The sequence below is a fragment of the Foliimonas ilicis genome (assembly GCF_039939195.1).
Classification (GTDB): Bacteria; Pseudomonadota; Alphaproteobacteria; order Rhizobiales; family Rhizobiaceae; genus Foliimonas; species Foliimonas ilicis.
Map to the genome: position 1 here is coordinate 106,409 of NZ_JBDUUH010000015.1, position 22,067 is coordinate 128,475.

Annotated in this window: 23 protein-coding genes, 1 tRNA gene and 1 riboswitch; of the genes, 8 read left to right on the forward strand and 16 right to left on the reverse strand. The window is 59.3% G+C overall.

What is annotated here, in order from left to right:
• Positions 1–33: 33 nt before the first annotated feature.
• From ABFT80_RS25170 to ABFT80_RS25185, 4 genes are read right to left on the reverse strand one after another with little or no spacing between them, the layout of a single operon-like run.
• Positions 34–669 carry a hypothetical protein gene (locus ABFT80_RS25170; RefSeq protein WP_347974699.1) on the reverse strand — a complete coding sequence of 212 codons (636 nt, stop codon included), beginning with the start codon at positions 667–669 and terminating at the stop codon, positions 34–36.
• On the reverse strand, positions 650–2,041 hold the full coding sequence (gene fliI / locus ABFT80_RS25175) for a flagellar protein export ATPase FliI (RefSeq protein WP_347974700.1): 1,392 nt from the start codon (positions 2,039–2,041) through the stop codon (positions 650–652). Before fliI ends, ABFT80_RS25170 begins: the two co-directional genes overlap by 20 nt.
• Positions 2,042–2,764, reverse strand: a complete 723-nt coding sequence (gene flgF / locus ABFT80_RS25180) for a flagellar basal-body rod protein FlgF (RefSeq protein ID WP_347974701.1) — start codon at positions 2,762–2,764, stop codon at positions 2,042–2,044.
• An 8-nt stretch (positions 2,765–2,772) separates the two neighbouring features.
• Entirely contained in the window at positions 2,773–3,888 is a 1,116-nt protein-coding gene (locus tag ABFT80_RS25185) for a DUF1217 domain-containing protein (RefSeq protein WP_347974702.1), read from the reverse strand.
• Between the two features lie 146 nt (positions 3,889–4,034).
• On the opposite strand from ABFT80_RS25185, the gene motA reads away from it, so the two are divergent.
• From motA to ABFT80_RS25215, 6 genes are read left to right on the forward strand one after another with little or no spacing between them, the layout of a single operon-like run.
• Positions 4,035–4,910 (forward strand): flagellar motor stator protein MotA, encoded by an 876-nt coding sequence (gene motA, locus ABFT80_RS25190; RefSeq protein ID WP_347974703.1) that lies wholly within the window; start codon positions 4,035–4,037, stop codon positions 4,908–4,910.
• A gap of 30 nt (positions 4,911–4,940) precedes the next feature.
• Complete coding sequence (locus ABFT80_RS25195; protein WP_347974704.1) at positions 4,941–5,903, forward strand: FliM/FliN family flagellar motor switch protein; 963 nt, start codon at positions 4,941–4,943, stop codon at positions 5,901–5,903.
• A gap of 12 nt (positions 5,904–5,915) precedes the next feature.
• Complete coding sequence (gene fliN, locus ABFT80_RS25200) at positions 5,916–6,305, forward strand: flagellar motor switch protein FliN (protein WP_347974705.1); 390 nt, start codon at positions 5,916–5,918, stop codon at positions 6,303–6,305.
• Positions 6,302–7,309: a flagellar motor switch protein FliG gene (locus ABFT80_RS25205; RefSeq protein ID WP_347974706.1), complete on the forward strand. Its 1,008-nt coding sequence runs from the start codon at positions 6,302–6,304 to the stop codon at positions 7,307–7,309. Before fliN ends, ABFT80_RS25205 begins: the two co-directional genes overlap by 4 nt.
• 13 nt (positions 7,310–7,322) lie before the next feature.
• Complete coding sequence (gene flhB / locus ABFT80_RS25210) at positions 7,323–8,405, forward strand: flagellar biosynthesis protein FlhB (RefSeq protein WP_347974707.1); 1,083 nt, start codon at positions 7,323–7,325, stop codon at positions 8,403–8,405.
• Positions 8,402–8,842, forward strand: a complete 441-nt coding sequence (locus ABFT80_RS25215) for a hypothetical protein (protein ID WP_347974708.1) — start codon at positions 8,402–8,404, stop codon at positions 8,840–8,842. Before flhB ends, ABFT80_RS25215 begins: the two co-directional genes overlap by 4 nt.
• 9 nt (positions 8,843–8,851) lie before the next feature.
• On the opposite strand, the gene ABFT80_RS25220 is transcribed toward ABFT80_RS25215, so the two are convergent.
• Together ABFT80_RS25220 and ABFT80_RS25225 are read right to left on the reverse strand one after the other, a co-directional pair.
• On the reverse strand, positions 8,852–9,598 hold the full coding sequence (locus ABFT80_RS25220; RefSeq protein ID WP_347974709.1) for a helix-turn-helix transcriptional regulator: 747 nt from the start codon (positions 9,596–9,598) through the stop codon (positions 8,852–8,854).
• Complete coding sequence (locus tag ABFT80_RS25225; protein ID WP_347974710.1) at positions 9,595–10,320, reverse strand: helix-turn-helix transcriptional regulator; 726 nt, start codon at positions 10,318–10,320, stop codon at positions 9,595–9,597. The genes ABFT80_RS25220 and ABFT80_RS25225 overlap by 4 nt, the downstream gene beginning before the upstream one ends.
• Before the next feature lie 386 nt (positions 10,321–10,706).
• Here ABFT80_RS25225 and ABFT80_RS25230 point away from each other — a divergent pair, with 386 nt between their 5' ends.
• The gene (locus ABFT80_RS25230) at positions 10,707–11,390 is read left to right on the forward strand and encodes a D-lyxose/D-mannose family sugar isomerase (RefSeq protein WP_347974711.1); all 684 of its coding nucleotides are present in this window, start codon (positions 10,707–10,709) and stop codon (positions 11,388–11,390) included.
• 227 nt (positions 11,391–11,617) lie between these two features.
• Here ABFT80_RS25230 and ABFT80_RS25235 read toward each other — a convergent pair whose 3' ends face one another.
• Together ABFT80_RS25235 and ABFT80_RS25240 are read right to left on the reverse strand one after the other, a co-directional pair.
• Entirely contained in the window at positions 11,618–12,610 is a 993-nt protein-coding gene (locus ABFT80_RS25235) for an MDR family oxidoreductase (protein WP_347974712.1), read from the reverse strand.
• Between the two features lie 30 nt (positions 12,611–12,640).
• Positions 12,641–13,222 carry a peroxidase-related enzyme gene (locus ABFT80_RS25240; RefSeq protein ID WP_347974713.1) on the reverse strand — a complete coding sequence of 194 codons (582 nt, stop codon included), beginning with the start codon at positions 13,220–13,222 and terminating at the stop codon, positions 12,641–12,643.
• Between the two features lie 130 nt (positions 13,223–13,352).
• Between ABFT80_RS25240 and ABFT80_RS25245 the strand changes: the two genes are divergently transcribed.
• Complete coding sequence (locus ABFT80_RS25245; RefSeq protein ID WP_347974714.1) at positions 13,353–14,786, forward strand: NAD-dependent succinate-semialdehyde dehydrogenase; 1,434 nt, start codon at positions 13,353–13,355, stop codon at positions 14,784–14,786.
• 316 nt (positions 14,787–15,102) lie between these two features.
• On the opposite strand, the gene ABFT80_RS25250 is transcribed toward ABFT80_RS25245, so the two are convergent.
• The 8 genes from ABFT80_RS25250 to mepA all read right to left on the reverse strand — a co-directional run bounded on the left by ABFT80_RS25250 (position 15,103) and on the right by mepA (position 22,067).
• Positions 15,103–15,189, reverse strand: a tRNA-Leu gene (locus tag ABFT80_RS25250).
• 79 nt (positions 15,190–15,268) lie between these two features.
• Entirely contained in the window at positions 15,269–15,886 is a 618-nt protein-coding gene (locus tag ABFT80_RS25255) for a 2,3-bisphosphoglycerate-dependent phosphoglycerate mutase (protein ID WP_347974715.1), read from the reverse strand.
• A 23-nt stretch (positions 15,887–15,909) separates the two neighbouring features.
• Positions 15,910–16,725, reverse strand: coding sequence for a 4-hydroxy-tetrahydrodipicolinate reductase (dapB, locus tag ABFT80_RS25260; RefSeq protein ID WP_347974716.1), 816 nt, complete (start codon positions 16,723–16,725; stop codon positions 15,910–15,912).
• Positions 16,722–18,566, reverse strand: a complete 1,845-nt coding sequence (locus ABFT80_RS25265; RefSeq protein WP_347974717.1) for an ABC transporter ATP-binding protein — start codon at positions 18,564–18,566, stop codon at positions 16,722–16,724. Before ABFT80_RS25265 ends, dapB begins: the two co-directional genes overlap by 4 nt.
• Before the next feature lie 154 nt (positions 18,567–18,720).
• Complete coding sequence (locus ABFT80_RS25270; protein WP_347974718.1) at positions 18,721–19,197, reverse strand: 6,7-dimethyl-8-ribityllumazine synthase; 477 nt, start codon at positions 19,195–19,197, stop codon at positions 18,721–18,723.
• A gap of 73 nt (positions 19,198–19,270) precedes the next feature.
• Positions 19,271–19,417, reverse strand: a riboswitch (FMN riboswitch).
• 47 nt (positions 19,418–19,464) lie between these two features.
• Positions 19,465–20,493, reverse strand: coding sequence for a glucokinase (locus ABFT80_RS25275; protein ID WP_347974719.1), 1,029 nt, complete (start codon positions 20,491–20,493; stop codon positions 19,465–19,467).
• A 27-nt stretch (positions 20,494–20,520) separates the two neighbouring features.
• Entirely contained in the window at positions 20,521–20,898 is a 378-nt protein-coding gene (locus tag ABFT80_RS25280; protein ID WP_347974720.1) for a methylglyoxal synthase, read from the reverse strand.
• 104 nt (positions 20,899–21,002) lie between these two features.
• On the reverse strand, positions 21,003–22,067 hold the full coding sequence (mepA, locus tag ABFT80_RS25285) for a penicillin-insensitive murein endopeptidase (RefSeq protein WP_347974721.1): 1,065 nt from the start codon (positions 22,065–22,067) through the stop codon (positions 21,003–21,005).

Sequence of the window (22,067 nt, forward strand, 5' to 3'; positions counted from 1 at the left end):
CGTGGGCCTTGCGCAGGCCTCCAGCCTGGAGGCTTATTCGCTCATCTCGATGATCTTGTCGGAGTTGGTGACGATGACCCAATGGCCGCTGCGCAGCTCGATGCGGGAAACCCTGCTGTTGTCGGGAAGGGTCGAGCCGCGCCGCACCATCCAGAGCCCGGAGGAATCCTCGATCATCGCGCGGCCGTTCGCGACATGAACCAGACGGAAATCGCTCAAGATTTCCGATGGAAACGGCTGTTTCGTCGCCTCTATGTCCGCTTTCTCATGACGATTGAGTGGCAAGGTTCCCGTCGCAAACAAATCCAGATTTTCGATCGGATATTCCTTATCCGTGTCGGCCATCGGCGGCGTAATCCTGGATGCGGATGACGATGAAACCGATGGTGTGCTCTCGATGCCCGCTCCGTCGAATTTCATGGCGCGAACGCCGAATTTTTCCTGGTTGAAAAAGATGTACCAGGGAAACAGCGCACAGGTCAGGCCAAGCGCGATGCCGAGCGCGGCGATGATGATGTCGTCACGCTGGATGCGGCTGACCGCTGGCTCCGCGTAGCGCTTTTCCGCTTTCTCGAAAAAGGCGACGAGTTGCGATTGCGCATCCGCCTCTTTCTTCTGTTCTTCGTCGAGCTGTCGACGAAGCATCTCTTCAATTTGCCGAAGTTGCATTCACCGGCTCCTTGGCTCTGAGATGTCGTGCCAGATCTGCAAACGGGTCGGGGGAGGAGCGGTCTCCGGGGCCTTGCGTCAGCGCCTCGTAGATGACCGGAACCTGCCGGACGGCCAGATCGAGATCGGGGTCCGCGCCGCTTTGATAAGCACCGAGCAGTCGAATGTCGCGCGTGTCTTCGTAGCGCGAGATCATCGTCCGCAATTTCGAAACAAGAACGCGCTCTTCCGGGGTCCAGGCCTTGCCGGCAAGACGCGAGATCGAGGCGAGGGGGTTCACCGCCGGATAACGGCCCTGTTCGGCGATGCCGCGTTCCAGAACGATATGCCCGTCGAGAATGCCGCGAACGGAATCGGCGACCGGATCATTGTGATCGTCGCCATCCACCAGCACGGAAATGATCCCGGTTATCGAGCCGCTGCTCCCCTCGACACCCGGTCCAGCGCGTTCCAGAAGTTTTGGCAGATCGGTGAAAACGGAGGCCGGATAACCGCGCGCGATGGGTGGCTCGCCGGTGCCGATCGCCACTTCGCGCAATGCATGGGCAAAGCGCGTGATCGAATCCAGAACCAGCAGAACCCGGTCGCCGCGGTCGCGGAAATATTCAGCGACGCGCATCGCCGTGTCGGGCGCGCGGCGGCGCATCATGGCGCTCTCGTCGCTGGTCGCGACGACTGCGACCGTCTTCGCCATGCTTTCCTTGCCGATCGTGTCTTCAAGGAATTCGCGCACTTCGCGGCCGCGTTCGCCGATCAGTGCGACGACCACCGTGTCGAAGGATGAAGCCGCCGCCAGCATGGCCAGAAGCGTCGATTTGCCGACGCCGGAGCCTGCGAAAATGCCGAGACGCTGGCCGAAACAGATCGGTGTGAAAATGTCGATGACGCGTACGCCGGTGGAGAAGGATGTCTCGACGCGTTGCCGTGAAAGAGCGGACGGCGTCACCGATTGCGCGGCGAGCGGATCGCTCGAACCGATTGGCGTTCCGCCGTCGATGGGTCGCGCAAGCGCATCGATGGCGCGGCCCTTCCACGAATGGTGAGGCGAAATCGCCAGCGGCCCGCGATCAAACACCAAATCACCGACGCCCGTATCTGCGGTGCGTTCGAAAGGTGCGACGATCACTTCCTTCTCGCCGATCTGGATTATTTCGCCGCGATGCGTTCCCTTCTGGCCGCGATGTTCGACGACGTCGCCCAGCCGTGCCACGTCCGTCAGCCCGTTCACGCAGTAATGCGTGGCGGAGACTTCCGTTATGCGGCCGCCATGCTTGACCAGCATCCGATCATCGGTGAACGGCTGATACAGCCGTTCCAGCATCGACACATGGTTGACGGCGGTATTCGAGGGGACGCGCGCAGGGAGCCCCATTTATTTCGGACCAAGCGTCTTTATGGCTTCGCCGAAAGTCTGCTCCGAACTGCGGATCATGGCAGCGGTGTTTTCGAATGCGCGCTGCACCATGATCAGCCGGGTCATTTCGAGAACCGGGTTGACGTTCGATTCCTCGACGTAACCCTGCACGATACCTGCATCTATCCGGTCGACGACGGGTTCGGGGGCACCCGTCGGCACGATGCCGGAATTGCCGAAGCGTGTAAAATTCGGGCCTGGGTTGAATTCGAACAGGCCGAGTGCGCCGACCAATTGCCCGTTTTGCCTGAGCGAGCCGTCCGCACCTGCTTCTGGCGGGCCATTGTTCGGGTCGAGCTGCATCGGTGCGCCGCCGGCATCCATAACCGGATAGCCTTCGAGCGTGACGATTTCGCCGGTATCGCGCATGGTGAAGCGGCCATCGCGCGTCATCACAGGGCCTGCGGGCGTTTCGATGCCGAACCAGGCGTCGCCGCGCACCGCGAAATCGAACGGATTTCCGGTCTGCTTGAGCGCGCCGCTCTGCGTGGACATATAGGTGTCGCCGGTGGACGTGAAGGAGATGGATTTCTGGCCGAGGCCGGACACCACATCCTCGAACTTCACGCCGGTTGCGCGGAAGCCGACCGTGTTGGAGTTGGCGACATTGTCCGCGATCGTGTTGAGCCTTCGCTCAAGCGCGATCTGCGACGAAAGCGCGACGTATAATCCATCCTGCATCGTATTCCTCAGCGTCTCATTTTCTGGAGGGCCATCATGAGATTCGTGGAAATGCCCAATTCCACCGGCTGGCTGAACAGCACGCTCAAGGATGTCTGTGCGGTCGAGCTGGGATTGTCGATTTCCCAAAGGCTCGTGAAGCGGGTCAGGAACTTGCCCAGCGCCTGCGGGTCCGAAAAATCCTCGATTTTCAGCCGGCTCTCAAAAAGTTGTACCTGCTTGTCGATATCGGCACTGGCAAAGGAGGCCGGAAGACCAAGTGCGGTGCGCACGACCTTCGCCAAGGCCGGGTCCGCCAGCACTTCATAGAATGATTTGATGTTCGGCGCCTTGCGCTGGAAATAGAGCGCCAGCCGCACACCTTCATTCTGCGCGCCGGCGTCTTCTTCAAGCGTCTGACGCATGAATTTGTCGATGGCAGGCCGCTGGGCGAGGCTGAAGGTGGTCGTCGCTTCGCCATGCTCTTCGAAATTGAAGGCAGAGGCCAATGCTGCGAAGCGCTTATCTTCATTTTTGTTGGCGAGACTGTCCGGGTCGCGGATGCCTTCTTCCAGCACCTTGCCGATAAATTCTTTCGATACTTCGGCGGTGCCGATCGCAAAGGCGGTCAGAACGTATTTATAAAGCCGCTCGTCAGCCAGAAGATCGTCTATCGATTTCACATCGCTGATATTGGCTTTGTAATAATCCGTCTCGGCTTTCACGATCGCAGGATCGACGCCGTCAATCGCCGTCTGTACGGCGAAATTGGTCACGGTCAGATGCTGTGCCTTGTTGTAGACGGTTGCGTTTGCACCGTGGGCTTCGAAATTGAAGCTTTTCACAAAATCGGCGTAGCGCTTGTCGGTCAGCTTGTTGGCAAAGCTCTCCGGGTCGGAAATACCTTCCTTCATAGCCTTGACCATGAACGCCTTGGCGTAGGCCATGTCTTCGAGGCCATGGGCTTTCATCGCATATTTGAAGAGCCGGTCGTTTTTGACGAACTCTTCTATCGACGTAACCTTGGTGATGTTTTCCTGATAATATTTGGTCTCGCGGTCGACCAGCGGCTGCTTCTCGACACGATTGAGTGAGCGCGAAAGGTCTCTCGCGATAAGCTGGTAGCTCGTATATGTATTGATCACGGATAAGCCCCCCGACCCACGTTATCGACGGGAAGCTAGTGCGGCTTACTTGCGCGAGGCTGTTCGTTTCGTTCAGCCGCGATTCAAGCCTCACACAAGGCACGCCCGTTAAAGCTTGCGGCAAGACCGTTCAAGAAGGGTTTGTCGTGGGCATTTTAATTGGACTTGTGGTGACGCTGGGCTGCGTTTTGGGCGGCTTCATGGCTATGGGCGGTCACATCGGCGTCCTGTGGCAGCCTTGGGAAGTCGTCATCATCTGCGGTGCTGCCTTGGGTTCCTTCCTTGTCGCAAACCCGATGAAGGTGGTGAAGGACACCGCCAAGGCCTTTGTCGAGGCGGTGCAGCAGAAGGTTCCGAAAGAGCGTGAATATCTCGAAACGCTCGGTGTCCTCCATAGTCTTATGCGCGAATTGCGCACCAAGCCGCGCAACGAGGTCGAGCAGCATATCGACAATCCTGATGAATCGACGATCTTCCTGGCATTTCCGACTGTTCGCAAAAACCACGATCTGACACATTTCATCTGCGACTATTGCCGCATCATCATCATCGGAAACGCCCGTCCGCATGAGATCGAAGCGTTGATGGACGAGGAAATCCAGACGATCCGCTCCGATAAACTCAAGCCCTATCACGCAATGAGTGCAATGGGCGACGGCTTCCCGGCAATCGGTATCGTTGCCGCCGTTCTGGGCGTGGTGAAGGCTATGGGCGCGCTTGACCAGTCGCCCGAAATTCTCGGCGGCCTCATTGGCGCGGCTCTCGTTGGCACGTTCCTTGGTATCTTCATGTCCTATTGCGTGGTCGGCCCGATCGCCACGAAGATCAAGGTCGTGCGCGAGAAGAACAATCGCCTTTACGTCATCGTCAAACAGACGCTTCTTGCCTACATGAACGGTTCGCTGCCGCAGGTTGCCATCGAGTTCGGTCGCAAGACGATTTCGGCCTATGACCGTCCTTCCATCGATGCTGTCGAGCAAAGCACGCTGAATGCTGGCGCGCTCGAAAAGAAGGCGGCATGAGCGTGAATTCTTATCAGGCAGTTTCCGTCGATGGCTGAAATGACCAACTCCACGGAAATGCGCGCGTCCATACTGGAGCGCCTCGTTGGTGATACGGGCGAGCCGAACCATGTGATCGGTGCCGCCCGCTCGATGATCGAGCGGGTCTTGCCCGAGGTTCTGAAATCCATCGAGGACAATCTTGCCGCACCTGTCACCATCGAGATCAAATCGGTCGAGATCGCGCGGCTGACGGAAGCGCGCTCCACCAAGGACAGCGACGCCGTCTCGATCGTCTCGTCGCCGGTTTCGCCCGATGCACTGATAATTTCGGCCGATGCCGAAGCAGTTGCCGTTCTGGTCAGCACGCTTTTCGGCGCAGATCCCGATCTGCCGATCGCGCCGATCGAACGCGCTCTTTCGCCAACCGAGGTCGAGGTTGCAACGCTCGCATTCCAGCAGATCGCCAGCGTGATCAGCGGCTCGGAAGCCGCCGCCTTCGCGCTCAATCTTCCGGTGCCGACTGCCAAGGGCGGCGCAGAATTCCGCAAGCAGGTCCTGCGCGACGGCCCGGCCGTGCGCGTTGTCCTGTCGATTGCGATTCCCGCCGGTGCCGGCACGATCAGCCTGACGCTCCCGCAACGCGTTCTTCTCAAGCAAAGGCGCAGCACGGACCCGATCGTCAGCAAGGCTGCGGAACCGGCGACCGATTGGGGCGCACGGTTCAACGATGAAGTCATGCGCTCGAATGTCCGGCTGGAAGCGACGATGCTGCTCGGCCGCATGACGCTTGGCGAACTGTCCGAATTCGCGGAAGGTCAGATCATCGAATTGCATGAAGGCGCGCAGTCTGAAACCAAGCTTTCTGCAAGAGGCAAGCCGCTTTTCGTTTGCGAATTCGGCAAGCTCGGCCAAAACTACACTGTACGGCTCAGACATCATTTCGATGAGAGCCAGGATTTTATGGATGCGCTGCTTCCTGAGGATGCGACGCATCCCGTAGTGGCGTCCTGAACGGAGAGAGAAATGAGCGACTCAGAACCTACAAAGGACGTCGATCTGCCCGAAGAACAGCTCGACCGGGCGATCGAAGAGCTGCGCGGCGTTTTGCATGAAGAGCAGAAGCGTTCCGACACAGTCGCGAAACCGGAAGGTTCCGCAAAGAACTCGGCCCTCATCATGGGCATACCCGTCGATGTGCAGATCGTTCTTGGAACCGCTGAAATGCAGGTTTCCGACCTCATGGCGCTACAGAAAGGCTCGACCGTCGCGCTTGACCGCCGCATTGGAGAGCCGGTCGACGTGATGGTGAATGGCCGCCGCATTGCGCGTGGCGAAATCACGGTTCTCGAAAACGATCCGTCGCGCTTCGGCATCCGTCTCACCGAAATCATCACGGCGGCGAAGTCTGCATGAGTTCGCAGCTTGCCCATCTTACGCGCGCTCAAAAGGCGGCTGCCATACTGGTCGCCATGGGCAAGCCGTCCGCGAGCCGGCTCTTGAAGTTCTTCAAGCAGGAAGAACTGAAGGCGTTGATCGAGGCTGCACGCCTGTTGCGGACCATTCCGCAGAGCGATCTCGAAAAAATCGTTGCCGAATTCGAAGCCGAATTCACAGAAGGTGCCGGTCTGCTCGATTCCGCGGACAAGATGGACACGATCCTCAACGAAAACCTGACGCCCGAAGAGGTCAATCGCCTCATGGGCAGGGAGCAGGCGACGGAGCCGTCCGGCCCGCCCTCTATCTGGCCCGATGTCGATAAGCTCGATCCGGCACGCATTGGCGCGTTCATCGCTGCCGAGCACCCGCAGATCGCCGCCGTCATTCTCTCAAAGCTTGCGCCGCAGGTTGGCGCGAATGTGCTTCTGACGCTCGAAAAGCCTGCGCGTGGTGAAATCATCAAGCGCATGATGAACATGTCGGCGATTCCCGAACCGGCGGTTCGCATTGTCGAAAACCAGCTTCGCGGACGCGTTCTGTCGGACAATTCCCAGAAGGACACGAGCGCCGGGCAAAGCCGCGTCGCGAGCCTGCTCAACGAGATGGACAAGTCAGTGCTCGATGAAGTGATGCAGGATCTCGAAGAGAGCGGCACCAATCTCGATGCGATCCGCGCGCGCCTCTTCGCCTTCGAAGACATTATCGACCTGTCGCAGAAGGCGCGTGTCGCTCTGTTCGACGGGCTTTCGACGGAACTGGTCACGCTGGCGCTGCGCAATTGCGAAATGAACTTGGCCGAAGCCATTCTCTCGTCCATCGGCGCGCGTTCGCGCCGCATGATCGAGGCAGAGCTTGGCGCCGGTTCCGAAAACGTCGCCAATGCCGACATCGTTCAGGCACGCAGGACCATTGCTTCGACCGCGATCCGCATGTCATCGGAAGGTGTTTTTGACTTGCCGTCGACACAGAACGCTGCCTAGGCTCTGACCCTGGATGTCGGACGCTCCGGATAAAGAAAGCAAAACAGAAGAGCCTACCGAAAAGAAAATTCGGGATACGGTCGAGAAAGGCAAGCTGCCTCAATCGAAAGAAACCACGATCCTCGCATCCTTTGCGGCAATTCTGGTCTTCGTCGTTTTCTTCGCAGTCGACAGCATTTCCAATCTTGGCACCTTTCTGGCGGTCTTTCTTGAAAAGCCGGAATCATGGCCGCTGGCGACCGAGCATGATGCGCTTTTGCTTTTCCGGGTCGTATTCATGGAAATCGGCAAGATGACCGCATCGCTGTTTGTGCTGCTGGTCACGGCAGGTATCGGCGCTTCGGTGGTTCAGAACATGCCGCAATTCGTCGGTGAGCGTATAAAGCCGCAAGCCTCGCGGATTTCGCTCGCCAAGGGCTGGAGCCGTCTTTTCGGCGTTCAGGGTTTTGTCGAATTTCTCAAATCGCTCGGCAAGCTCGGCTTCGCCATCGGCGTTCTGGTTTTCATTCTTAGCGAGGATCACCGCAAGCTTCTGGCCGGCATGTTCACCAGCCCGATCGCGTTCACCCATGTCATTCGCGGCATCGCGATCGACATCATCGTCGCCATCGTATTCGTGATGATCGCGATTGCTGCCGCCGATCTGGTCTGGTCCAGATTCCATTGGCGGCAGGATTTGCGGATGACGAAGCAGGAGGTCAAGGACGAGATGAAGCAGTCGGAGGGCGATCCCATCGTCCGCTCGCGCCTGCGCTCTCTGGCGCGCGACCGCGCCCGCAACCGCATGATGACGGCTGTGCCGCGCGCAACACTTGTCATCGCCAATCCGACGCACTTCGCTATCGCCCTGAAATATGTCCGCGACGAGGATTCCGCACCGGTGGTGCTTGCCAAGGGGCAGGACCTGATCGCGCTGAAAATCAGGGCGATAGCCGAAGAAAACAACGTCCCCGTGTTCGAAGACGTCGCGCTTGCCCGATCCATGTACAAGCAAGTTTCGGTCGATAGCGTGATACCTGCACAATTCTACCAGGCGGTCGCAGAACTTGTTCGTGTCGTCTACGGAAACAAAATGCAAAGTAAAGAGCGTACATGAACAAGCAGCCCTATGCGCAGTCACGAGAGAAGATCGTTGCGGATGCCATCCAGGGGGTTGTGCGCGAGCTTCGCCTCGTCGATGTGGCAGACTACATCGCCTTCATCAGGATGGAGCGTCTGGGCTGCCTTGCCGACATCGTGGATTCGGCTGCCGAACTGTACTTCATGCCGGGCGCTCTGCGGCTTGGTCATGGCGGCGAGGCCGAGGTCGACTGGACCGGCGAACCGCGCATCGTGCTCGATCTCGAATTGCGGCCGCGCGGCGCTATCGTCTATTTCTCGCTCGCCTTGACAGACCTGCAAGCCTCGGTCGAGGTGAATTACATTTCGTTCGAGAATCCGCTTTCGGAGCCGGAAAGCAACACGGCGTTCCTGGCCTCTGCGGTCGAGGATGCGCGTATCCGCCGGCCCGAAGAAATGCTGCGGTTCGGCTGATCTTTTATCTTATTGGATGAGGCCGAGCCGGAGCGCTTTGGCGACGGCCTGCATGCGGTTCACCGCATTCAGCTTCTGCGCCGCGCTGGTCATGTACTGATTGGCGGTGTGAACCGAAAGCTTCAGCAGCGCTGCAATCGCCTCGCTGGTATGCCCGTTGGCAGTCAGCCGCAGGCATTCGATCTCACGCTTCGAGATGGCCGGAAGTTTCTGCTCATTCGATGCACGGATCTGGATGATCGCCGAAAATAGCGAAAAGCACCGCCCATGAATCTCGTAAAGCGCCTGTTGCTGCAGTTCGATATTGCGCCCGGAGAAAATCACGACGCCATACTGACCATTCTGCGCATAGACCGGGAATGCGATGCCCGAAGCGATGTCAGTGAACGGTTCGATGCAGCGCACCCATTCGAGCGCTTCGAGACTTCCTGACGAGCCGGTATTCGCCTCGGTCCAGCGGCATGGAATGGTCGAGTTTGCAGCGTGTTTGGCGAGTATTTCGCCGTGCTTTTCCGAGATGCCCTTGCTGATCGAGGAAATCCCCGGATGGTCATTGTCGAAGCAGGGTATGAGCTTTGCGCGCTCGGTTTTGCTCGCCGCGAAAAACAGGCCGAAATCACTGGCGCCGATACCGGCAGCGATCCAGCGGCACCGCGTAACGGCCTCCGCCATCGTCGAGATGCCCGACGCAGAAAAATCGCCGAACGGTTCCGTCAGCGCCTGCGAAATCGGGTCCTCTGCAAGGGCGAGGTTCAAATTATGCCGTTCCTTATTGCGGTCGCGATCGCCATTGCGCGATTGGTGGCGGAAAGCTTGCGGATAACGCTGGTGATGTAGGCGTTGACCGTGTTTGCCGAGACACCGAGGATGACCGAGACATCGTCAGTGGTCTTGCCTTCGGAAACCCAGAAGAGGCATTCGCGCTCGCGATCCGAAAGCGGGTCTTCGAGGGCTGCTGCCGTCAGCATTCCCGATATCTGCGAAAGCGCGTAGCAGCATTGAAGCTGCACCATGGCCAGAAGGGCAGTCTCTATCGCGCCTTCCTCATCCGCCGAGAACAGGACGTAGAGGGGCTGGCGGCCGACATTGAGCCGAAGCGAGTAGATTTCGCTGTGGCCCATAATGTCGAGGAGCTTCGCTTTCTGCCCGTCCAGAAATTCCGGTGCGCGGGCGGTGTGCAGCGATTGCGCAATGGTGCCCGGCGCGAATGCGAACTGGCTCTGCGCGAGAATGGTTATGAGGTCGCGGCCTGCGAGCTCGATTGCGTCATAGACCCAGTTGGATGCGATGATACGGGCGTCGGTCTTGTCCTGATCGTGAACCATCGCGACGAGCATATAGCTGTCTGCGCCGATCCTTTCGGCCAACTGCATGAAGAAGCTGGTCAAATCCCCGCGCGAGGTGAGCTGCGCTGAGAAATTCCGTTCTTCGTGTTTTGCGGCAAGACCAATCATCGCCCGAAAAAAGTTAGAATCCAAATGTGTGCCGGAAACTGTTGACCAGAAACCGAACATGAAAAACGCAACACAAAAACGAAGAACGCCTGTTCAGACGCGATAACACGCATCGGCTGGTTCGTGTGGGGCACGCCTGCCATCCGTGCCCGAAACGCTGCAATAAAAACAGCGTGTTAGAGCCCCTCAGATCAACTGCGCCCCCCACGGGTCAGCTGATTCGTTTTCAATCTAACCGACCACGAATCGCAGTTCAAACCCCTAATTCACAAAATGATACAGAGCGTGACATGAAAGACTCACTTTCAGGAATCACGCGAATCCCACGACGGGAAAACTTGATTCCCCGCCCTTGAAAGAATGCCGCATTGGCGCTGTATTCTGCCCGGCAAATCGCAGGAGAGAAAAACATGAAACGTTCGCGGGTAAACGAAATCATTCGCGAGGGGGACGCGTTCATTCGCTCCTTCGGTTATGTCATGCCACCCTTCGCCTATTGGACGCCGGACGAACTCAAGACGAAAAAGCCGGACGGCATCGTCAAGTCGCGTCTCGGCTGGGACATTACCGACTTTGGACAGGGCAAATATGACAAGAACGGCCTGTTCCTGTTCACCGTCCGCAACGGGCGCCCGGAGGATCTGAAGCGCGGTACGGGCATGCTCTATGCCGAAAAGATCATGATTTCGCGCCGGGACCAGCTAACGCCGATGCACCGCCATGCGGTGAAGGCGGAAGACATCATCAATCGCGGCGGCGGCAAGCTGGTGCTCGAATTGTTCATGTCGGATGCCGAGGGCAATGTGGACCGGGAGGCCGAAGTGGTCGTGCCGACGGACGGTGTCATTCGCAAGCTCAAGCCGGGCGGCCTGCTCAGTCTCGATCCGGGCGAGAGCGTCACGCTTCTGCCGGGCGTCTGGCATGCATTCTGGGGCGAGGGCAAGGATGTGCTGATCGGCGAAGTCTCGACCGTCAATGATGACCTGACGGACAATTACTTCGCCGAACCGATCGGCCGTTTCTCTGACATCGAGGAAGACGAGGCGCCGCAGCGCCTCCTCGTTGCCGATTACGATAAATGGATCGAGAGCTAGAGCGCTTCATCTTTAGATAGAAATGCTGGCGGGACAACACCCCCCTCTGCCCTGCCGGGCATCTCCCCCTCAAGGGTGGAGATTGGCTGGCGCGACTGTCCGCCTTCATTCTACAACGTCAGCAATTGGTACTGCGCTTTAATTACAAGGTAATCTCCACCCTTGAGGGGGAGATGTCCGGCAGGACAGAGGGGGGTGCCTCGCGATCCATCAAAAAATGAAGGGCTCTACCCGACCTTCACGACCACGCGGCCACGGATTTTTCCGGCAAGGATTTCATCCGCGAGTTCAGGCAGGCGTGACATCGGCTCGACCGTTGTCATGCTGGCCAGCGCATCGAGATCGAGGCTTTCTGCAAGCAAGGCCCATGCGGCGTCGCGTTTGGAATGCGGCGCCATCACGGAATCGACGCCCAGCAGAGCGACCGATCGCAAAATATGCGGCATGACGGTCGCCGGAAGGTCGGCGCCGCCTGCAAGTCCGCAGGCCGCGACACCACCGCCATAGACGGTCTGCGAAAGCACATTGACGAGCGTCGTGGAGCCGACCGTATCGACAGCACCCGCCCAGCGTTCCTTCTGCAACGGTGCGCCTTTTTCGGCCAATGCCGCGCGTTCAATGAAACTCGTTGCGCCGAGCGATTTCAGGTATTCATGTGTCTCGGCGCGACCGGTCGAGGCCGTCACAGCGTATCCGCGTCTGGAGAGCAGCGAAATCGCGACTGAGCCGACGCCGCCCGCAGCGCCCGTCACCAGCACTTCCTTGCCGTCCTTGGCGATGGAACCCCACGCTTCAAGCGCGTTCACGCACAGTGCCGCCGTATAGCCGGCTGTGCCGATAGCCATCGCCTGTTCCAGCGAGAATTTCGAGGGCAGGGCAGTCAACCACTCCGCCTTCACGCGCTGGAACCGCGAATAGCCGCCCCATTCGGTTTCCGACAGGCCCCAGCCATTGACGACGACCTTGTCTCCGGCCTTCCATTTTGGCGAGCGGGATTCGACCACAGTGCCGGAAAGATCGATACCGGCCACCAGCGGCGGCTTGCGCGCGATGCGCGCCTTGCCCGAAACCGCCAGCCCGTCCTTGTAGTTCAGCGTGGAGAAAGCGACTTCGACCAGCACGTCATGGTCGGGCAGATCGGCCAGCGTCAGCGATTTGATTGCAGCTTTCGGCTTGCCGTCCAAATCCTCGATCATCAATGCTTCAAACGAATCGGTCATGCTTTTCTCCAGGCTTGGTTTTGTTTGTACTCAACCGGCAATGTCGCGGCCGAGCATATAGAACTCGTCGTTCGGGCGCATAGAGGTGACGTTGGCCAGCCGGTTCGACATTGCGAAGAACGAAGAAATCGCCGCGATATCCCAGACGTCGTCCTGCGAGAAGCCGTGCGCTTCCAGAGCCTTTATATCGGCATCGCCGACCTCATGCGCTTTCTGCGAAACGGCCATCGCGAAATCGAGCATCGCCTTCTGTTTCGGCGTGATGTCGGCCTTGCGGTAATTTATCGCGACCTGATCGGCGATCTGCGGATTCTTGGCGCGGATACGCAGGATCGCACCATGCGCAACCACGCAATATTGGCATTGATTGGCACCGCTCGTTGCGACCACGATCATCTCGCGTTCGGCCTTGGTCAGCCCGCCGGGCTTGTCCATCAGCGCGTCGTGATAGGCAAAGAAAGCCCGGAATTCGTCAGGTCGGTGCGCCAGAACCAGAAAGACATTCGGAACGAAACCGGACTTTTCCTGAACCTTCAAAATCCGCTCGGCAATGTCGGCGGGAAGGCTTGAAATCTCGGGAATTGGAAATCTGCCGATCGGCGCTGAACTCATGTTTTTCCTCCAGAAAGCGAGGCCGTAAAAGCCCGGTCAACAGCATGGGACCTTGTGGCATGGTCCACAAGACACATATAGGTGCTACCCGTCTTTCGATTACCAAATCCCAACATCCGAAGGTTGATTTATGTACAAGGACACCGTTTTTTTCATTGATGGCGAATGGCGCCCGAGCGTTACGGGCCGTGTTATTCCGGTTCTCAACCCGGCGACGGAAGAGCAGATCGGCACCGTCGCGCATGCCAATACCGAAGACCTCGATCAGGCTTTGAATGCCGTCTGGAAGGGCTTTGCCGTATGGCGCAAAATATCTGCCTATGAGCGCAGCAAGATCATGCGCAAGGCCGCCGAAAATCTGCGCTCGCGCGTCGATGAAATCGCTCCGCTGATGACGCTTGAGCAGGGCAAGCCGCTGGCTGAAGCCAAGGGCGAAATACTCGCCGCCGCAGACACGATCGAATGGTTTGCCGAAGAAGCACGCCGCGCCTATGGCCGCGTCATTCCAGCCCGTGCCGAAAACGTCTACCAGCTTGCCGTCAAGGAGCCAGTCGGCCCCGTCGCGGCATTCTCGCCATGGAATTTCCCGATCAACCAGGTCGTGCGCAAGCTTTCCGCTGCACTTGCCGCCGGGTGTTCGATCATCGTGAAGGCCCCGGAAGAAACTCCGGCAGCACCCGCTGAATTGATCCGCGCATATGCGGATGCCGGCGTTCCCGCGGGCGTCATCAATCTCGTCTACGGCACGCCGAGCGAGATTTCCGAATATCTGATCCCGCATCCTTTCATTCGCAAGATCTCGTTCACCGGCTCGACGCCTGTCGGCAAAAAGCTTGCAGGTCTGGCAGGCCTTCACATGAAGCGCGTCACCATGGAACTTGGTGGCCACGCACCGGCAATCGTCTTCGACGATGCCGACATCGATGCTGCGACCAAGGTGCTTTCGGCCTCGAAATTCCGCAATGCGGGCCAGGTCTGCGTCGCACCGACCCGCTTCCTGGTCCAGACGAAGGTGTATGACAGCTTCGTTGAGAAGTTCGTCGCCTCCGCCAACAAGATCACGGTCGGCGACGGTCTTTCCGCTGGAAGCACGATGGGGCCGCTCGCCAACGATCGTCGCTTGGCGGCCATGGAAGAGCTGATCGCGGATGCGACCACGCGTGGCGCGAAGACGCAAACCGGCGGCCGCCGCATCGGCAACAAGGGCTATTTCTTCGAGCCGACCGTCATGACCGGCGTGCCGCTCGAAGCCCGCGTCATGAACGAGGAGCCCTTCGGCCCGCTGGCGCTCATCTCGCCATTCAGCGATCTGGACGAGGTCATCACCGAAGCCAACCGCCTGCCATACGGCCTCGCGGCCTACGCCTATACGAGCTCGAACAAAACCGCGACGCAGCTTGGCGCGCAGATCGAAAGCGGCATGGTCACTATCAACCACAATGGTCTGGCGGTGCCGGAAGTGCCATTCGGAGGCATCAAGGATTCGGGCTATGGTTCGGAAGGCGGCTCGGAAGCGATCGAAGCCTACCTAAACACGAAGTTCGTGTCACAGGCGGGCCTCTAGAGTCTTTTAGATAGAACCGCTGGCGGGACAGCGCCCCCCTCTGTCCTGCCGGACATCTCCCCCACAAGTGGGGAGATTACTCTGTCATTTAAGCACGGCACCAATCGCTGACGTTGCAGAATGAGCGCGGAGAGTGTGTCAGCCAATCTCCCCACCCGTGGGGGAGATGTCCGGCAGGACAGAGGGGCGCGCCTCGCGATTCCATCACAACAGGAAGCGCTCTAAAATTTAAATGTGCCCGGTTCTTCCGAGAGCCGGGCGCCTCGGCCACAAAAACAAAAAGCCCCGCATTTGCGGGGCTTTTTGTTTGGGAATTTGGTGCCCAGAAGAGGACTCGAACCTCCACGCCCTTGCGAGCGCCAGCACCTGAAGCTGGTGCGTCTACCAATTCCGCCATCTGGGCTTGCGGGGTGATGTAAGCGGGCAAGGCGCCGCTGTCAACGCGCTTTTTCCATGTTTGAACCGATTGCCGGCATATAAATTCAGGCGAGCACTTCCTTTGAGGCGACGGTCGAATCCGCAGCCAGTTTGTAGATGATAGGCACGCCGGTTCCGAGTTCGAGATTGACGATTTCCTCGCCGCTCGCGCCGTCTAGCGCCATAATCAGGGCGCGCAGCGAATTGCCGTGTGCGGCAACCAGAACCGTCTCGCCGCGCAGCACGTGTTTTTGCATGTCATGGAGGTAGTAGGGCCAGACGCGCGCGCCGGTGTCCTTCAGGCTTTCGCCGCCGGGAGGCGGCACGTCGTAGGAGCGGCGCCAGATATGCACCTGATCCTCACCCCATTTGGCGCGGGCATCGTCCTTGTTGAGGCCGGAGAGATCGCCATAGTCGCGCTCGTTCAGCGCAACGTTGCGGATCGTTTCGAGATCGCTCTGGCCGACCGCATCCAGAATGTGCTGGCAGGTTTTCTGCGCGCGCTGGAGCACGGAAGTAAATGCGATGTCGAATTTCAGTCCGCGTGCCTTCAGCTTTTCGCCTGCTGCCTTAGCTTCCGCATGACCCTGCTCGGTCAGGTCCACATCGCGCCAGCCGGTGAACAGGTTCTTGAGGTTCCAATCGCTCTGGCCATGACGGACGAGGACGAGGGTTCCGGACATGAAATTCTCCTTCGAAAAATGGATTAGCTTGAAAGACCGAGCACGTCGCGCATCGAATAAAGCCCCGCCTTGCGCTCGCACGCCCAGAGCGCGGCCTTCACTGCGCCGCGGGCGAATATTCCGCGATCGTCTGCATTGTGCGAAAGCGTGATGCGTTCGCCCTGTCCGGCGAGAATAACCGAATGGTCGCCGATGACCGAACCGCCACGCAGCGTTGCAAAGCCGATCGTGCCGTCCTCGCGTGCGCCGGTATGGCCGTCACGCACCCGCACGGAATGGTCCTCCAGGCCGATTTCACGGCCCGCTGCCGCTGCCTGACCGAGCAGAAGTGCGGTGCCGGATGGCGCGTCGACCTTGTGCTTGTGGTGCATTTCGAGAATTTCGATGTCGAAATCTTCCGGTCCGAGCGCTTTTGCAGCCTGTTCGACCAGCACGGCCAGAAGATTTACGCCAAGGCTCATATTGCCCGATTTCACGATCGTCGCGTGGCGCGCGGCGGCGACGATCTTCGCTTCGTCTTCCGCGCCGATGCCGGTCGTGCCGATCACATGAACGATGCGCGCCTGCGCGGCATAGCCTGCGAATTCGACCGTCGATGCGGGCGAGGTGAAATCCAGAACGCCATCGGCCTTGGCAAAGACCGGCAGCGTCTCATCCGTGATGATGACGCCATTTGCCTCAAGCCCGGCAAGCGCGCCTGCATCCTTGCCGATATGGGGCGAACCCTGCCGCTCGATGGCACCGGAAAGTTTGGCGCCCGGCGTGGCATGAATGGTGCGGATCAGTTCCTGACCCATGCGGCCCGCAGCGCCCACCACGACGAGGTTCATATCGGTCATTGCGCGCCCCCGGCGATGGCAGCCTTGCGTCTGCGCTTCGGCTTTGTGTCGTCTACGAGGCCAAGGCCCTTGCCGCCCTGCACCTTCTGGAAACGTGCATATACGCCGTTCGGGATAGCCATAAGCGATTTATGCGTGCCTTCCTCGACAAGCCGACCTTCTTCCAGAACGATGATGCGGTCTGCATTCACGACCGTCGAGAGACGGTGCGCGATGACGATGGTCGTCTTGCCCTTCATCACCGTGTCGAGCGCTTCCTGAACGCGCGCTTCCGATTCATTGTCGAGAGCAGACGTCGCTTCGTCGAGCAGCAGGATCGGGGCCTGACGCACGATGGCGCGCGCGATGGAAATGCGCTGCCTCTGGCCGCCGGAAAGCGTCGCGCCGTTTTCGCCGACTGGCGTGTCATAGCCCTGGAATTGCTGGCGAATGAAAATATCGGCCGCTGCCTGGTCGGCTGCCTGCTCGATCTCCGCATCGGTCGCGTCGGCGCGGCCATAGCGTATGTTGTCGCGTATCGTGCCTTCGAAAAGATATGGCTGCTGCGAAACGAAGGCGATGGACTGGCGAAGCGAGTGCTTCGTCACCTTGGCGATGTCCTGCCCATCGATTTCGATCTTGCCGCCTTCGATGTCGTAGAAACGCTGCAGCAGCGCCGTCAGCGTGGATTTGCCGGCACCCGAAGCACCGACGATGGCAGTCGTCTTGCCGGCCTTTGCAACGAAGCTCACCTCATGAAGAACCGGCAGGCTGTTCGGGTAGGAGAACGACACTCGGTCGAAAACGACATCGCCCTTGTCGATCGTCAGCGTCTTGGCGCCCGGCGTGTCTTCCTGTTGCGGTTCCAGGTCGAGGATTTCATAGATCATGCGCGCATTGACCAGCGCCCGCTCCAGTCCGACCTGCACGCGCGCCAGCCGCCTTGCGGGGTCGTAGGCGAGCATCAAAGCCGTGATGAAGGAGAACACCGCGCCGGGTAGCTGATCGCCTGTGACGGCCCTGTAACCTGCGTAAGCGATGACGCCCGCAATCGCGAAGCCCGCCAGCGTATCGGAAATCGGCCCCAGACGCTCGGAAACGCGGGCGATCTTGTTGGAGCGGCCTTCGGCTTCCGTAATGAGTTTGGTCATGCGGTGTGAAAGCTGGTCTTCCATGGTGAATGCCTTCACCACGGCGATGCCTTGCGTTGCCTCCTGCATGGCGCCGATCAGGCGCGAATTCACCTCGACCGCCTGGCGCGCCACGCGGCGCAGCCGTCGCATGAGGTAGTTTACCGTGAAGATGAGCGGCGGTCCGATCATCAGCGCGATCAGCGACAGCATCGGGTCCTGAACGATCATGACCCCGAGCAGTGCGACCAGCGAAACCGCATCGCGGGCAATCGCCGTCAGTGTCATGCTCAGAAGGTCGCGAATACCGCCGACATTCTCGTTGATCTGGGCGGCGAGACGGCCAGAGCGTTTCTCGTTGAAGAAGCCGACGCCAAGCCGCATCAGATGGTCGAAAATACGCTGCTGATAGCGCGCGACGAGATTGTTGCCGACCTTTGCCAGAATCACTGCCTGGATATAACCGGCGACGCCGCGAAGAACGAAGGCGCCGACGATCAAGAGGCAGATCAGCGCGATAAGGTCCTGGCGCTGGCGATAGAAGATGTCGTCGATCACATCGCGCATCACCCATGCCGTAAAGGCAGTGGTGGCGGCGATCGCAATCAGGCAAACGCCAGCGATCGCGTAGGACCAGATATACTCACGGCCGTTTTCGGCAATGATGCGCCGGATCACAGCGACGATTTCGCCGCGATCTACCGTTTTCGTTTTTTTCTGTTTGGGATTCAAACCGGGTCAGCCCGCGCAAATAAATTCACCGGCCCGACTGGACCGCAATTGCGATCCTCATAGCCCCAACAGGGCGTTTTGCCTATGCCTTTTGCATCGAATGGGCGCGGCCTGTTGCTTTCATGCCGCGCCCGAAGTCTCGTTTGTGGCCAAATCAGCCAGCGAGAACCAGATCGCGTGCTTTGAGGATTTCCACGCAGGCATTTGCCGCTTCACGACCTTTCACGACGAAATGGTCGCTGAAAAACTGCTTGTGGGCGTCGCTTTCCTGAAAATGATGAGGGGTGAGAACGGCAGAAAGCACCGGAATATCGGTCGCGAGCTGCACATTCATGATGCCGTCCAATACCGTGCTTGCCACGAAATCGTGGCGGTAGATGCCGCCATCGACCACGAAGGCGCAACCAAGAACGGCAGCGTAGCGGCCGGTCTGCGCAAGCAGCTTTGCCTGAAGCGGAATTTCGAGCGCGCCGGGAACGTCGAAAATATCGACTTCGATCTTGCCTTGCGAAAGGGATTTGACGTTTTCCGCGAAGGAATCGACGCATTTGTCGACGATGTCCGCGTGCCAGCGTGCGCGGATTACGGCGACGCGGCGGTTTTCGAAGTCTCGGTTGCGTATCTGATTCATAGGCCCTGCTTTCCGTTTTAAAGACCAGAATCAGGACGGACGATCGCAAGACGAGCCTAATGGCCCTTCTTCCTTTCGTTCTCTTCCATCCGGACTATGACCGTCGGCTCCGGAATCACACCGGATCTGCTGACCCTTCGAATTTCTTCGAAGGCGCTCGCGGGCTTGGGGAAATCCCCTTACCGCCGGTGGGGAGTTTCACCCCGCCCTGAGAACTAATCTCTCATGTATGGAAAGCGGGCAGGTTGGAGTCAAGAAAAGGATTTTCTAAATGCTGCGCCATCTGCGGTCAGTTGTTTCTATGCCGAAGAGATCGGGCGTCTGGGCATAGGCGGCCAGTCCGGCAAGGGCGGCCTGCGGGTGGGTGATCACGTAGGTCGGCATGGAGCGCATCAATGCCGAATGGGGCGCCTTGTCTTCGAAAGCCTCGCGGAAATTTCCGGCTTTCAGGGCAGGGACGACTTTTTGCGCAATGCCGCCGGTAAGGTAGACGCCGCCCTTGCTTTTGAACACCAATGCAAGGTCGCCTGCGGTGCGGCCAAGGCAGGTGACGAATGTTGCAAGCGTCTCTTTCGCAATCTCGTCCGTGCCTTCCAGCGCAGCAGCGGTCACTTCGGCAGGAGTGGTGAGAGTTGGCGTATTGCCGTCTGCTTTTGCGACCGCGCGATAGAGATGAACGAGGCCCCGTCCGCACAGAATCTGCTCGCCGGAAATCCGCCCGTCGATCTTTTCGATATGCGGAAAGACTTCATTGTCGCGTTCGGTTCGGGGGCCGATGTCCATGTGGCCGCCTTCGCCGGGAACCGGAATCCAGCGTCCGCATGCGTGGATGAGGCCAGCGACGCCGAGGCCGGTGCCGGGACCGAGCACGACGCGGGCGGCATCGTCTTCGGCTTCACCGCCGCCGATTTTTTCCATGTTTTCGGGGCCAAGTGCTGCTACTGCAAGCGCCTGCGCCTCGAAATCATTGAGCACGACGATGTCTTCCAGGCCAAGCGTCCTGATCATGTCGCGGGGCCGCACGACCCATGGGCAGTTGGTCAGCGCAATCGCGTCGCCCTCGACCGGGCCTGCAACGGCCAGAACCGCCGAGCGCGGGCGGATATCCGTCTTGTCGAGAACGGCCGACTGGATCGCCTCGTCGATGGTCGCGAAATTTGCGGTGAGCACGATTGCCGGCTGGCCGATCTCGGACGTGGCGTCGGAAACAATGGCAAAGCGCGCATTGGTGCCGCCAATGTCCCCAATCAGAATTGGAAAGGGCAGTGCCTTATCGGCATCGCTTGGCTGTGGCATGCTCGTGTCGTCCCCGTACGCTGCGTATCAGCTATTTTCTTTTCGAAAGAGCACCAGTTCGGCGGTCGCCTCGTTCAGTGCGATCGGCACATCATAGACGATGGCAAGCCGCATCAGGGCCTTCACGTCGACGTCATGCGGCATGGGCGTCAGTGGATCAACGAAGAAAATGACGAGGTCGATCACGCCTTCCGCGATCAGCGCGCCGATCTGCTGATCGCCGCCGAGCGGGCCGCTTTTCAGCCGCCTTATCTGGAGTTTCGGGCAGGCATCCATGATGCGCTGACCGGTCGTGCCGGTCGCGACGAGTTCGCATTCCGAGAGAAAGTCGGTATGCGCCTGCGCAAATGCGACCATCTGGTTCTTTTTCTGGTCGTGCGCGATCAGCGCCAGTCGATAAGCCATTTTCGCCGCTATCCGAATCTACCGAGGCGGACGGCGAGAAGCCGTCCGCTAAATCGGTTGAAACCTATAGCCAATCAACGCGCGCTATGGAAGCGGTGCGTATTTTACGGGGCAGGTCGCGGCTTTGGCAGTGGAATTCCGATGTCCGGCGTTGCCGTAAAGGCATTGGCGGACGTTGGAAGTGCCGAAGGATCTGCCATGAGAATCGGATTTGTGCCTGTCGCGGCAATCGCCGTTCCGCCATTGGTCGGATATGTCACCGCCGCTTCCGAAACCGGCTCCGGTGCCGAAAGCACGGCGCGGCATTCCTTGGGCAGGCTCGCCATCGTCATTACGTCGCGCGCCTTTGGTGCATCGGGGTTCTTGTTGGGGCGCCAAGGCTCTTCGGTAAACCACCAAGCGAGCGAGGCGTCGCAGCCATCGCCCGGAGCCGTTGCGGCCTGCGCCTTGCAGCCGACCGAACCCGGCTGGCAGCCGATGCGGACGTGGAAATGATAATCGTGACCCCAGAACGGACGCACCTTTTGCAACCATCTCCGGTCGCCCGTCACCGTGTCGCACAGCTTCTTCTTGATGCCCGGATGCACGAGAATGCGCTCGACTTCCGGGTAGCTCGCGGCACGCTTCAGCAACCGCGCATGAGCCGGTGTCCAGATGCGCTCATCGACAGTCAGCCCGCCCTTCTTGATCATCGAAATGGCGCTCGTATTCTCGCGCTGCTGCGCGGAAAGTTTGCGGTCGGGCATCGGCGTCAGCCAGATGTCGGCATCAAGCCCGATCTGGTGCGAGGCGTGGCCGGTCAGCATCGGGCCGCCGCGTGGCTGCGAAATATCGCCGAGAAGCAGGCCCGGCCAGCCATCCTGAACCGCATCGCGTGACAATTTCTCGACCAGCGCGATCATCGTTGGATGGCCCCAGCGGCGATTGCGCGAAAGGCGCATGGCCTGCCATGTCGGGCCGTCGGTTGCGATTGCAACGCCGCCGGAAAAGCAGCCCTTCGAGTAAAATCCGTAGGATTTTGGCGTGGTCGCGGCTGGCAGTCGCTGATGTCCGAACAGTTCTTTCGCCAGTTCCTGCGCATTGGCCGACGGCGCGGCAAGGCTAATGAAGGCCACCGCCGCGATCGCAAGACCGGCGAGGCGCAGCGCCTTGCCCAGTCGGTTTGTCAT